This window comes from Streptomyces sp. NPDC048600, from assembly GCF_055587025.1.
Genome location: NZ_JBVJGZ010000021.1, coordinates 111,233 through 123,702 on the forward strand (window position 1 = coordinate 111,233; position 12,470 = coordinate 123,702).

The 12,470-nt window shown below is 72.3% G+C and carries 10 protein-coding genes and 1 tRNA gene; 6 read left to right on the forward strand and 5 right to left on the reverse strand.

Annotated features, from left to right (window positions below):
- The first annotated feature begins 113 nt into the window (after window positions 1-113).
- Together ACZ6SQ_RS26260 and ACZ6SQ_RS26265 are read left to right on the forward strand one after the other, a co-directional pair.
- Window positions 114-1,091, forward strand: coding sequence for a zinc-binding dehydrogenase (locus ACZ6SQ_RS26260; RefSeq protein ID WP_469566187.1), 978 nt, complete (start codon window positions 114-116; stop codon window positions 1,089-1,091).
- Window positions 1,092-1,162: 71 nt separating this feature from the next.
- Window positions 1,163-2,635 carry an MFS transporter gene (locus ACZ6SQ_RS26265; protein WP_469566189.1) on the forward strand — a complete coding sequence of 491 codons (1,473 nt, stop codon included), beginning with the start codon at window positions 1,163-1,165 and terminating at the stop codon, window positions 2,633-2,635.
- 41 nt (window positions 2,636-2,676) lie between these two features.
- On the opposite strand, the gene ACZ6SQ_RS26270 is transcribed toward ACZ6SQ_RS26265, so the two are convergent.
- The gene (locus tag ACZ6SQ_RS26270) at window positions 2,677-4,086 is read right to left on the reverse strand and encodes an NAD(P)/FAD-dependent oxidoreductase (protein ID WP_469566192.1); all 1,410 of its coding nucleotides are present in this window, start codon (window positions 4,084-4,086) and stop codon (window positions 2,677-2,679) included.
- A 414-nt stretch (window positions 4,087-4,500) separates the two neighbouring features.
- On the opposite strand from ACZ6SQ_RS26270, the gene ACZ6SQ_RS26275 reads away from it, so the two are divergent.
- Window positions 4,501-4,977 carry a GNAT family N-acetyltransferase gene (locus ACZ6SQ_RS26275; protein ID WP_469566194.1) on the forward strand — a complete coding sequence of 159 codons (477 nt, stop codon included), beginning with the start codon at window positions 4,501-4,503 and terminating at the stop codon, window positions 4,975-4,977.
- Window positions 4,978-5,043: 66 nt separating this feature from the next.
- On the opposite strand, the gene ACZ6SQ_RS26280 is transcribed toward ACZ6SQ_RS26275, so the two are convergent.
- Window positions 5,044-5,115, reverse strand: a tRNA-Thr gene (locus ACZ6SQ_RS26280).
- A gap of 213 nt (window positions 5,116-5,328) precedes the next feature.
- Here ACZ6SQ_RS26280 and ACZ6SQ_RS26285 point away from each other — a divergent pair.
- The 3 genes from ACZ6SQ_RS26285 to ACZ6SQ_RS26295 all read left to right on the forward strand — a co-directional run bounded on the left by ACZ6SQ_RS26285 (window position 5,329) and on the right by ACZ6SQ_RS26295 (window position 8,063).
- On the forward strand, window positions 5,329-6,417 hold the full coding sequence (locus tag ACZ6SQ_RS26285) for an ABC transporter ATP-binding protein (RefSeq protein WP_386377753.1): 1,089 nt from the start codon (window positions 5,329-5,331) through the stop codon (window positions 6,415-6,417).
- Window positions 6,418-6,631: 214 nt separating this feature from the next.
- On the forward strand, window positions 6,632-7,087 hold the full coding sequence (locus ACZ6SQ_RS26290; protein ID WP_469566196.1) for a hypothetical protein: 456 nt from the start codon (window positions 6,632-6,634) through the stop codon (window positions 7,085-7,087).
- Between the two features lie 244 nt (window positions 7,088-7,331).
- Complete coding sequence (locus ACZ6SQ_RS26295) at window positions 7,332-8,063, forward strand: nucleotidyltransferase family protein (protein ID WP_469566198.1); 732 nt, start codon at window positions 7,332-7,334, stop codon at window positions 8,061-8,063.
- A 119-nt stretch (window positions 8,064-8,182) separates the two neighbouring features.
- Here ACZ6SQ_RS26295 and ACZ6SQ_RS26300 read toward each other — a convergent pair whose 3' ends face one another.
- The 3 genes from ACZ6SQ_RS26300 to cysS form a co-directional block, all read right to left on the reverse strand.
- On the reverse strand, window positions 8,183-9,844 hold the full coding sequence (locus tag ACZ6SQ_RS26300; RefSeq protein WP_469566199.1) for a DoxX family membrane protein: 1,662 nt from the start codon (window positions 9,842-9,844) through the stop codon (window positions 8,183-8,185).
- A 117-nt stretch (window positions 9,845-9,961) separates the two neighbouring features.
- The gene (gene rlmB, locus ACZ6SQ_RS26305; protein ID WP_469566262.1) at window positions 9,962-10,729 is read right to left on the reverse strand and encodes a 23S rRNA (guanosine(2251)-2'-O)-methyltransferase RlmB; all 768 of its coding nucleotides are present in this window, start codon (window positions 10,727-10,729) and stop codon (window positions 9,962-9,964) included.
- Window positions 10,730-10,996: 267 nt separating this feature from the next.
- A complete protein-coding gene (cysS, locus tag ACZ6SQ_RS26310; protein ID WP_469566201.1) occupies window positions 10,997-12,397 on the reverse strand; it encodes a cysteine--tRNA ligase in 1,401 nt (466 codons plus the stop codon).
- Window positions 12,398-12,470: the final 73 nt, after the last annotated feature.

Sequence of the window (12,470 nt, forward strand, 5' to 3'; positions counted from 1 at the left end):
TGAGCGGGCTCGAGGCGGCAAGCACGCCTGAGGGCTCCGGGGCGGCTTGACCTCAAGCGCGCTTGAGGAAGAAAAGTGAACCGTGTCGAACGGACCACACCCTGGGGGATCCCATGCACGCCGTCCGCCTGCACGCCTTCGGCCCCGCCGAGAACCTGGTCTACGAGGAGACCGAGGCCCCGCGCCCCGGCCCCGGCCAGGTCCGTGTCGCCGTACGGGCCGCGGGTGTCCATCTGCTGGACACCGCCCTGCGCGAGGGCAAGGCGGGCCCGGCCCCGGCCCCCGAACTGCCCACGGTCCCGGGCCGTGAGGTCGCGGGCGTCGTGGAGTCGCTCGGCGAGGGCGTCGCACCGCTGTGGCTCGGCAGGCGTGTGGTCGCCCACCTGGGCTTCGTGCCGGGAGGCTATGCCGAGCTGGCCGTCACCGAGGTGGAGCGGCTGCACGAGATCCCGGCGGGCCTCGACTTCGCCGGGGCCGTCGCGATGATCGGCACCGGCCGCACCACGATGGGCATCCTCCAGTTCGCCGAGCTCGGCCCCCACTCGGTGGCCGTCGTCCCGGCCGCGGCCGGCGGCATCGGCACCCTGCTCGTGCAGTACGCCCGGCACGCCGGCGCCACCGTCGTCGGCCTCGCTGGCGGGCGCGAGAAGACGGCCCGGGTCGCCGCGAACGGCGCCGACCTCGCCGTCGACTACCGCGACCCGCAGTGGCCGGCCGAGGTCCGCGCCTGGCTGGGCGGCCGCACCGCCACGGTCGTCCTCGACGGTGTCGGCGGCGACGTGGCCCGCGAGGCCGTCGCCCTCCTCGGCCCCGGCGGCCGCCACATCGTCTTCGGCTGGTCCTCCGAGGGCGTCAAGGACGGCGGGCCGTACCTCGTCGACGGCGTCTCCGAGGAGGTGCTCGGCCCGGTGATGCTCGCCAGGGCCGGCGGCCCCGAACCCCTGCGCACCCTCGAACTGCGCGCGCTGGCCGAGGCCGCGGCCGGCCGCCTCACCCCCGCCGTCCACCGCTTCCCGCTCGCCGGGGCGGCGGACGCCCACCGGGCCCTGGAGACCCGCGGCACGACCGGAAAGGTGGTCCTGGAACCATGACCGGCAGGAAGCACGCCCCAGATGCGGCCCACCGCCATCCGTGGTCTTCTGGCCGGGTGAGCGTCACCCGGATGGAGCACACCGCGGACGCCGACCCGCGCCGCTGGTGGGGCCTTGTGATCATCGCCCTCGCGCAGCTGATGGTCGTCCTGGACGCGACCATCGTGAACATCGCGCTCCCCTCCGCCCAGCACGATCTGGGCATCTCCGACGGCAACCGCCAGTGGGTCATCACCGCCTACACGCTGGCCTTCGGCGGTCTGCTGCTGCTCGGCGGACGGATCGCGGACCTGGTGGGCCGCAAACGCACCTTCGTCATCGGCCTGATCGGCTTCGCCGCGGCCTCCGCGCTGGGCGGCGCCGCGACCACCGCGGGGATGCTGTTCGGCGCCCGCGCGCTCCAGGGCGCGTTCGCCGCCGTCCTGGCGCCCTCCGCGCTGAGCCTGCTCACCACCACGTTCACCGACCCCAAGGAACGCGGCAAGGCGTTCGGCATCTACGGCGCCCTCGCGGGCAGCGGAGCCGCGATCGGGTTCATCGTCGGCGGCCTGCTCACCGAGTACCTGGACTGGCGCTGGTGCCTGTACGTGAACGTGCCCATCGCGATCGTCGCCGTCCTCGGCGCGCTCTCCCTGCTGCACGACCGCCCCGGCCAGGCGGGCGCCCGACTGGACGTGCCGGGCGCAGTCCTCGGCTGCGGCGGCCTGGTGGCGATCGTCTACGGCTTCAGCGAGGCCGAGCCGCGCGGCTGGGCCGACCCGCTGGTGCTGGGCCTGCTCGCGTTCGGCGTCGTGCTCCTGATCGCCTTCGTGTGGTGGCAGTCCCGGGCACCGATGCCGCTGCTGCCGCTGCACATCATCAAGGACCGCGACCGCGCGGGCTGCTTCCTCACGATGGGCCTGGCCGTCATCGGCATGTTCGGCCTGTTCCTGTTCATGACCTACTACCTCCAGGTCATCCTCGGGTACTCCCCGGTCAAGACCGGTCTGGCGTTCCTGCCGCTGACCGTCGCGATCATCACCGGCTCGACCCAGATATCCGCCCGGCTGCTGCCCCGGGTGCAGCCGCGCGCGCTGATGGTCCCGGGTGCCGTACTCGCGGCGGGCGGCATGATGATCCTCACCCGGCTGACGGTCCACTCCGCCTACGCGAGCGACATCCTGCCCGCCCTGCTCCTGATGGGCCTCGGCATGGGCATGATCTTCATGCCGGTCTTCGCCACCGCCACGGCGGGTGTGGCACCCCAGGACTCCGGCGTCACCTCGGCCACCGTCAACACCTCCCAGCAGGTCGGCGGCTCCATAGGCACCGCCCTCCTCAACACCATCGCCACCACCAGCAGCACGGCCTACGTCGCCGCCCACCTCACCGGCCCCGCCGGCCGAGCCCAGGTGGTTGCCGAGGGCACGGTCCACGGCTACACGGTCGCCATCTGGTGGGCCACCGGCATCATGCTGCTCGCCGGCCTGGTCGCGGGCCTGATGGTCACGGCCCGACCCCCGCAGCACGCACCGAGGACAGCGGTACGGGAATCGGTGACCTGACGGTCCGTGTCCCTCCAGGGGGCCTCGGGGGCCCGACAGCCTCAGCCCCGCCCCGCCACCCGGTCCGCCACGCGGGCCAGCCGGGACGACCCCGTGCTGTGGGTGCGCAGTTCACGGCGGTCCGCCGCGCGATAGGTCGCGTACATGCCGTGCACGCCGAGCCAGCGCAGCGGCTCCGGCTCCCACTTGCGCACCTTGTGCCCGACCCACGGCAGTTCGGTGAGTTCCGTCGGCCCGCCCTGCCCGGAGTCCTGCTGGACCAGGTCCCGCAGGGTGCGGGCAGCGAGGTTCGTGGTGGCCACGCCCGAGCCGACGTACCCGCCCGCCCAGCCCAGCCCCGTCGCCCGGTCCAGGGTCACCGTCGCGCACCAGTCGCGCGGCACGCCCAGCACGCCCGACCAGGCGTGCTCGACGCCCACCCCGGCCAGCGACGGGAAGAAGCGCACGAGGAGCTCCCGCAGCGCCTCGACGGTCTCCGCGCGCGTGCGCCCGTCGTTGTCGGTCCTCGATCCGAAGCGGTACGGCACCCCGCGCCCGCCCAGCGCGATCCGTCCGTCGGCGGTGCGCTGCGCGTACATGTAGGCGTGCGCCATGTCGCCGAGGGTCTCGCGGCCCTCCCACCCCACCGACGCCCACTGCTCGTCGGTGAGCGGCTCGGTCACCACCATCGAGGAGTTCATCGGCAGCCAGGTGCGCCGCTGGCCCTTCAGCGAGGCGGTGAACCCCTCGGTGCAGCGCAGCACATAGGGCGCCCGGACCGTGCCGTAAGGCGTCACGGCGTGCTTCGGGCGGATCTCCGTCACGGGGGTCGCCTCGTAGATCGTCACGCCGAGCGCCTCGACGGCCTCGGCGAGCCCCTTGACCAGCTTCACCGGGTGCACGCGCGCGCCGTGCGGCGTCCAGGACGAGCCGACCGCGCCCGCGACCCTCACGCGCCCGGCCGTCTCCCGCGCGCCGTACAGCTCGCGGTCCTTCTCGCCGTACGACAGCTCGTGCTCGTGGAACGCCTTGAGCCGGGCCAGTTGCGCGGGGGTGGTGGCCACCTCCAGTACTCCACCGCGGTGGACGTCGGCGTCCACGCCCTCGGCGGCCAGTACGGACACCACCTCGTCGACGGTGTCGTTCATGGCCCGCTGCAGCCTGACGGCGGCCTCCCGGCCGTGCAGCTTCGCGTAGCGGTCGCGTCCGGCTACGCCGTTGTAGAGCCAGCCGCCGTTGCGCCCGGAGGCGCCGTAGCCGCAGAACCTCTGTTCCAGCACGGTGACCCGCAGGAAGGGCGCGGCCTTCTTCAGGTAGTACGCCGTCCACAGGCCTGTGTATCCGCCGCCCACGATCACCACGTCTGCGGTCTCGTCACCCGCGAGCGGCTCCCGCACCGCCGGAAGCCCGTCGTCCGCGAACCAGAAGGAGACGCCGCCATTGACCACACCGCTGACCGCACCGCTGCTCATGCCGGGGACGCTAACCCCTCCCGGCGGCCTCTGTCTCCTTCGGATTTCGTACTTTCGCACGCCGCTGACCAGCGGATAGCCCGCCGTTCCGCACACCGGCACGACGAAATGCCCCCGATCGGGGACCGCCCTCCGGCCGTACGCCGAACACAGCGCGAGCACCCGCCGGTGGCCTCGCCCGGGACGGCGCCGCGGCCCTGCGCGAGGTCGCCGCCGAGCCCGTCGACCGCCTGCTGCACTGGCACCTGCACCACGGCAACGCCCTGGCCGCCGACCGCGCCCCCTGGCCGGCCATCGACCCCTGGCCCGCCTCCTCCAGAACGCCGTCCGGTCCACGGAGGAGGGCGAGCAGCCGAGCCCCCGGAACCTGGAGATCGCCCGCGCACTGCGCGGCCGAACGCCTAGCCTCGCACCATGATCCGTACCGCGACCCCAGACGACATCCCCGTCATCCACACCCTGGTCCGTGAGCTCGCCGAGTACGAGAAGGCCCCGGACGAGGCCAGGGCGACCCGGGAACAGCTCCACGAGGCCCTCTTCGGCGAGCGCCCGGCGGCGTACGCCCACATCGCCGAGGACGACGAGACGGGCGAGCCGGTCGGCTTCGCCCTGTGGTTCCTGAACTTCTCCACCTGGCGCGGCACCCACGGCATCTACCTGGAGGACCTCTTCGTCCGCCCGACCGCCCGCGGCGCCGGCCACGGCCGCGCCCTGCTCACCGAACTGGCCCGCGTCTGCGTCGAGCGCGGCTACCAGCGCCTGGAGTGGTCCGTCCTGAACTGGAACGAGCCCGCGATCGGCTTCTACCGCTCCCTCGGCGCCCTGCCCCAGGACGAGTGGACCGTGTACCGCCTGACCGACGAGGCCCTGACGCAGCTCGGCACGCCCTGACCCCCGACACACCGACGCCCCCGCGATCCGGGATCACGGGGGCGTAGAGGCGCGGCTCAGCCGAAGAGCCCCCTGTCGGATTCGAACCGACGACCTTCGCTTTACAAGAGCGGTGCTCTACCACTGAGCTAAGGAGGCCTGCGCACGGCACGCGTGCGCCCGTGCAGTGTACCCAGGCTCCGGTGGGGGCCCGTCGAAAATTTCCGCGAAGTTCACAGAGGTCCAGGTACTGACAGGCAGGGTGAACGGCAGGTACCGTCCTGAGTCGGTTCACTCGCGTGGACTACACCAACCACCTTCCTACAACGGATCGTCCGGCACGTTCCTGCCGGTAGAAGGGGGCCCATCACCATGGCCACTGTTACGTTCGACAAGGCGACCCGCATCTACCCGGGTGGCACCAAGCCCGCCGTCGACGCCCTGGACATCGAGATCGCGGACGGCGAGTTCCTCGTCCTGGTCGGTCCGTCCGGCTGCGGCAAGTCCACCTCCCTGCGCATGCTCGCCGGCCTGGAGGACGTCAACGGCGGCGCGATCCGCATCGGCGACCGCGACGTGACCCACCTGCCGCCGAAGGACCGGGACATCGCCATGGTGTTCCAGAACTACGCGCTGTACCCGCACATGAGCGTCGCCGACAACATGGGCTTCGCGCTCAAGATCGCCGGTGTCAACAAGGCGGAGATCCGGCAGAAGGTCGAGGAGGCCGCGAAGATCCTCGACCTCACCGAGTACCTGGACCGCAAGCCGAAGGCCCTCTCCGGCGGTCAGCGCCAGCGTGTCGCGATGGGCCGCGCCATCGTGCGTGAGCCCCAGGTCTTCCTCATGGACGAGCCGCTGTCCAACCTGGACGCCAAGCTCCGTGTGTCGACCCGTACGCAGATCGCGTCGCTCCAGCGCCGTCTGGGCATCACCACCGTCTACGTCACCCACGACCAGGTCGAGGCCATGACGATGGGCGACCGTGTCGCGGTCCTCAAGGACGGTCTGCTCCAGCAGGTCGACACCCCGCGCAACATGTACGACAAGCCCGCGAACCTCTTCGTCGCCGGCTTCATCGGCTCCCCGGCCATGAACCTGGTCGAGGTCCCGATCACCGACGGCGGCGTGAAGTTCGGCAACTCGGTCGTCCCGGTCGAGCGCGACGCGCTGTCCGCCACCACCGACAAGACGGTCACCGTCGGTGTCCGCCCCGAGCACTTCGACGTGGCGGGCGCGGGCTCCGACCAGGGCCTCGCGGTCACCGTGAACGTCGTCGAGGAGCTGGGCGCCGACGCCTACGTCTACGGCACCGCCACCGTCGGCGACACCTCCAAGGACCTGGTGGTCCGGGTGAACGGCCGTGACGTCCCGGAGAAGGGCAGCGTGCTGCACGTCGTCCCGCGCTCCGGCGAGACCCACGTGTTCTCCACCTCCTCCGGCGCGCGTCTGTCCGACTGACGCAGGACGGAGAAACCCGGACGTTCTCCACGGGTTGACGAAGAGGGCCCCGCAGACCGCTGCGGGGCCCTTCTCGCTGTCGCGGGATACCACGGCAGAACAACCCATTTCGAGCAGTGAGCGTCAACCCTCTACCCCGAAATCGCCACCTTCTCATCCCCCGAACCGGTGACTAAATGTCGCCAAATCATTACCAGGCGCTACCCTCACTCGCGTGAAGCACTCCACCATCCAAGAGACGCGACGCGGCCAGGGCCCCGCCCGCCGGGTCGGCCGCAGCCTCGCCCTCGTCCTGCCCGTCGTCCTGGTGCTCTCCGGGACCCTCGCGGTCACCCGAGTCAACTGGTCGGGCGACCCGTCGACCTCGGTGCTCACCGCCTCGGACACCGCCCTGTCCGACGACGCCAAGCCGGCCGCCCCGCGCGCCCCGCACGAGGTGCTGCGCGACCAGCTCCTGACCGAGCTCCAGGAGAAGGATCCGGGCATCGCCCTGACCCACCTCCAGCAGGCCGTCGACGAGCGCCCGTCCCTCGCCTCCCACTGCGTCTCGATCGCCCGTTCCCTGGGCCGGGCGGCGGTCCGCGTCTACGGTCCCAAGCGGGCCCAGTCGTTCTCCCGCCCGGTCTGCGACACGGCCTTCGCCTCGGGCGTCCTCGCGGCCACCGGCTGAGCGGCGCCCCGGGAGGGGCGCGAGGCCGTACCGCCCCGCGGCCGGGCGACGCCCGCAGGGGCGCGGGGCTGTGTCGACGGACGGCTCCCGCCACGCGGGCGCGAGCCGCACGGACGGCCCGGGGCCGTCGGAGCACAGCCCCCGCGCCCCCGCGGGCGCACCGCCCCGCCCTGGGCCGACACACCGGGATCCGTCCCGCCAACCGCCCGGTAACCCCGCAACACGCACCGCGTACAGTGCGGGCATGACCGACCCGCACGCCGCCGTACGCCCCACCCAGGCCGTCATCCTCGCCGGAGGCCAGGGCTCACGCCTGCGCCCGTACACCGACGACCGCCCGAAGCCGATGGTCGAGATCCCCGGCACGGGCACGCCGATCATCGGCCACCAGCTGAACTGGCTCGCCGAGGAGGGCGTCACCGACGTGGTCGTCAGCTGCGGCCACCTCGCCGAGGTGCTCCAGCAGTGGCTGCGCACCGCGAACCTCTCGCTGACGGTCACCACGGTCGTCGAGACGGAGCCGCTCGGCCGCGGCGGCGGCCTGAAGTTCGCCGCGGCGCACCTGCCGCACCCGGACCGCGCCTGGTACGCCACCAACGGCGACATCTGGACCCGCTTCTCCCTGCGGGACATGGCCGACTTCCACGCCGAGCGCGACGCGATAGCGACCCTCGCGCTGGCCCGCCCCCGCATCCCGTGGGGCGCCGTCAAGACCGACGGCTTCGGCCACATCACGGACTTCATCGAGGCCCCGCCGTCGACCTTCGAGATCAACGCGGGCGTCTACGTCTTCTCCCCCGAGTTCGCCGGTCTGCTCCCCGAGCGCGGCGACCACGAGCGCACCACGTTCCCGCACCTGGCCCGTGAACGCCGCCTGGCCGGCTTCCCGCTCCCCCAGGGCTCCTACTGGCGTGCCATCGACACCGCCAAGGACCTCACGGAGGCGGCGAAGGAGCTCGCCGGCCTGGGCCGCTGACGGCCGCCGAGAAAGCCCCTAGCAGCCGCTGAGAGCCGCTGCACGGCGTACGACGACGGGGTCCCGCACGGTGCGACCGTGCGGGACCCCGTCGTCGTGTGAGCCAGGGGGCGGGGCCGTCAGCCCAGGAGGCCGCCCACCAGTCCGGGCTGCTGCTCCTCGGTGGGCTCGCCGCCGCCGGTTCCCGTGCCGCCGGAGGAGGTGGCGCCGCCGGAGCTGGGTCCGGAGCCGGTGCTCGGGGGCTGCTCCTCCGGGGAGGACTGCTGCGGCGGGGCCTCGCCGACGGTGCCCTGGGTCTGGCTGGGCGAGCTGCCCGTGGAGGTGTCCTGGGTCGCGTCGGGTGTGGTCGCGGCGCCTTCGGTCGGCGCGGCCGACGGCGCGTCCTCGGTCGGCGTGGCGGCCGCCGAGGGGCTGCTGCTCTTCTTCTCGCGCTCGCCGGGCTTCTGGGGCAGCGGCGAACCGGGCAGCTCGTTGCGCGGGGCGTCACCGGGGCCGGGCACCACGATCCGGTCGGCGTCACGGACCGCGCCGCCGAGCAGGGAGCCGAGGAGCAGGGTGAGCCCGATGACGACGGCGCTCACCAGGGCGCCGCGGCGCAGCACGTAGCGGCGCAGCTCCCAGATGTCGGAGCGGGGACCGAGCCTGCGCCAGGCCATGCCCGCCAGCCGGCCGTCGATGGAGTAGACGGGAGCGCCCGCGATGATCAGGGGCGACCAGGCGGCGAGGTAGATGATGTCGGGGGCGTCGTAGACGGGGACGCTCTTCCAGCTGACGGTGACCAGCAGCGCGGCCGACAGCAGCGCGCCGCCCACCGCGGCGACCCGCTGCCAGCAGCCCAGCACCGTGAGGACGCCGACGACCACCTGGAGGAAGGCGATCACGAGGCCCGAGCCGACCGGGTGGGCCAGGGCGAACTGGCGCAGCGGCTCGGCGACCTCCCACGGGTGCAGGGTGTTGAGCCACTTCACCATCGAGCCGCGGGTGCCGCCGTCGAAGTAGACGGGGTCGCACAGCTTGCCCATGCCGGCGTAGATGGAGATGAAGCCGAGGAAGACGCGCAGCGGGAGCAGGACGACGCCGAGGTTCATCCGGCGGCCGGGGTAGTAGGCGTGCCGCGCGGCCTCGTCGGCGTGCCGTCCGGAGCGCCGTTCGGCGTCGGCCGGTTCGGGGTCGTCGAAGTCGAACCGCTCGTCGTCGTAGGCCGGTTCGCCGTATTCGGGTCCGTCGTAGGCGGGTTCGTCGTAGGCGCTGCCGACGGTGCGCATATGGGGCAGCAGGCGGGTGCCGGCGCCCTCGGGGGTGCGCTGGGCGCCGAGGACGGGGGTCTCGACGGTCTGGTCGAGCTCGTCGTAGACGTCGTCGTAGCCGGGGCCGCCCACGCCGACGCGCGGGATGACCTGGGTGGCCCCGGCGTCGGCCGTCTCCTCGGGGGCGCGGACGCCCGCCGTGCGCACGGCCTGGAGCAGGCGGTGGGCGCCGGTGTCGTCGGGTGCCGAGCGGCCGCTCCAGACGACGGGTCGGCGGCGGGCCGCGGCGGGGCGGGCCGCCGCGGCGCCACCGGCCACGGGGACGGCGCCCGAGTGCCGTGCGACCCGCACGGATTGGGCGCGTCGCGAGGAGGCACCCAACTGCACGCGGAAGCTCGCATGGTTGACGATGATCTGCGCCGGATCGCTCGGCACCTTCACCATGCTCAGCGCGGGAGCGTCATCGAGCCCGGAAGCGAATCCCGACGAGCGGTCCCCCGTCGGTGTGCGGGGTGTTCTGGTGTCCACACTCATCTAACCGAGTGACGCGAGGTTAGGACACTGCTTTGACCTGCCGGATCTGTCCGGACCCCGTCAAGCTTGTCCTGAACGCCAGGATTACCCCGTACGGGTGATCCTGCGGACGTGTGTTCAGCCCCGTCGGCGTGCCGCCTCGTACAGCACGATGCCCGCCGCCACACCGGCGTTCAGCGACTCCGCGCCACCCGGCATCGGGATGCGCACCCGGAAGTCGCAGGTCTCGCCGACCAGTCGGGACAGGCCCTTGCCCTCGCTGCCGACCACGATCACGACCGGGCCCCCGAGCGCCTCCAGCTCGCCCAGCTCGGCCTCGCCGTCGGCGGCCAGACCGACCACGGTGACACCGGCCTTCTTGTACTGCTCCAGCGCCCGGGTCAGGTTCGTCGCACGCGCCACCGGCGTACGGGCGGCCGTACCGGCGGAGGTCTTCCAGGCACCGGCGGTCATGCCGGCCGCGCGGCGCTCGGGCACGACCACGCCGTGCCCGCCGAAGGCGGAGACGGACCGCACCACGGCACCGAGGTTGCGCGGGTCGGTCACCCCGTCCAGCGCGACGACCAGCGGGTCCTCGCCACCGTCGGCGGCGGCGTCGAGCAGGTCCTCGGGGTGGGCGTACTCGTACGGCGGGACCTGGAGGACCAGGCCCTGGTGGTTGAGGCCGTTGGTCATCCGGTCCAGCTCGGGACGCGGGGCCTCCATGAGGTTGATGCCGCCGCGCTCGCCCGCGAGCTGGAGCGCCTCGCGCACCCGCTCGTCGTTGTCGATGAACTGCTGGACGTACAGCGTGTTGGCGGGCACGCCCTCGCGCAGCGCCTCGACGACCGGGTTGCGCCCGACGACCAGCTCGGACGTGCCCTTGCCGCCTCGGCCGCGCGCCACCGGGCGGCGCTGGACCTGCTTGGTCTTCGCGTTGGCGATGCGGTTCTTCTTGTGTCCCTTGCGCATCTCGGCGGGGGGCGTGGGGCCCTTGCCCTCCAGGCCCCGGCGCCGCTGGCCGCCGCTGCCGACCTGGGCGCCCTTCTTGCCGGACATGCGGCGGTTGTTCCCGGCCATGACCTACCTGTTCTTTTCGTGTTGCTCGATACGTACGTCAGTGCAAGTGTGCCGCCCGAGTGTCCGGGCGGCACATTCACGGTGGTCAGGGCCTCAGCGCTGGCCGATGCTCCAGCGCGGGCCCTGGGGGCTGTCCTCGATGACGAGACCGGACTGGTTCAGCTGGTCGCGGATGGCGTCGGCGGTGGCCCAGTCCTTGCGGGCGCGGGCCGCCTCCCGCTGGTCAAGCACCATGCGCACCAGGGTGTCGACCACGCCGTGCAGGTCCTCGCCGCCGTCGGCCTCGCCCGCCCAGTGCGGGTCGAGCGGGTCCAGGCCGAGGACGCCGAGCATGGCCCGGACCTCGGCGAGGCGGGCGACGGCGGCTTCCTTGTCGTCGGCCGCCAGGGCGCTGTTGCCCTGCCGGACCGTGGTGTGCACGATCGCGAGGGCCCCCGGCACACCGAGGTCGTCGTCCATGGCCTCGGCGAAGGCCAGCGGCACCTCGGCGGCGGGCTCGACCGGTCTCCCGGCCAGCTCCGTCACGCGCTGCACGAAGCCCTCGATCCGGCCGTACGCCGCCTCGGCCTCACGCAGGGCGTCCTCGCTGTACTCGATCATCGAGCGGTAGTGCGGGGTGCCGAGGTAGTAGCGCAGGACGACGGGGCGCCACTGCTTGACCATCTCCGACACCAGCACGCTGTTGCCGAGCGACTTGGACATCTTCTCGCCGCTCATGGTGACCCAGGCGTTGTGCACCCAGTACCGGGCGAACTCGTCACCGAAGGCCTTGGCCTGGGCGATCTCGTTCTCGTGGTGCGGGAAGATCAGGTCCAGGCCGCCGCCGTGGATGTCGAAGGCGGAGCCCAGGTACTTGTGCGCCATCGCCGAGCACTCCAGGTGCCAGCCGGGACGGCCGCGGCCCCACGGCGTCTCCCAGCTCGGCTCGCCCGGCTTGACGGCCTTCCACATCGCGAAGTCGCGCGAGTCCCGCTTGCCGGTCTCGCCCTCACCGGAGGGCTGGAGCAGGTTGTCCAGCTCCTGGTTGGACAGCCTCAGGTACTCGGGGAACGACCGCACGTCGAAGTAGACGTTGCCGTCGGCCTCGTAGGCGTGGCCGCGCTCGATGAGACCGCGCATCATCTCGACCATCTCGGTGACATGGCCGGTGGCGCGGGGCTCGTAGGTGGGCGGAAGGCAACCGAGGGCGGTGTAGCCGTCGTTGAAGGCGCGCTCGTTCTCGTAGCCGATCGCCCACCAGGGGCGGCCCTGGTCGGCCGACTTGGCGATGATCTTGTCGTCGATGTCGGTCACGTTGCGGATGAACGTGACGTCGTAGCCGCGGTAGGCGAACCAGCGGCGCATGATGTCGAAGTTCAGGCCCGAGCGGATGTGCCCGATGTGCGGGGCCGCCTGCACGGTGGCGCCACACAGGTAGATCGAGACACAGCCCGGCGTGAGCGGGGTGAAGTCACGGATCTGCCGGGCGCTGGTGTCGTACAGGCGAATAGTCACGGGTCCAGGGTAGTGGGCGTGGAGTAGTGCGGGGCGCCGTAGTGGTGTATCGCCGATTTCGTCCGCGGGGCGA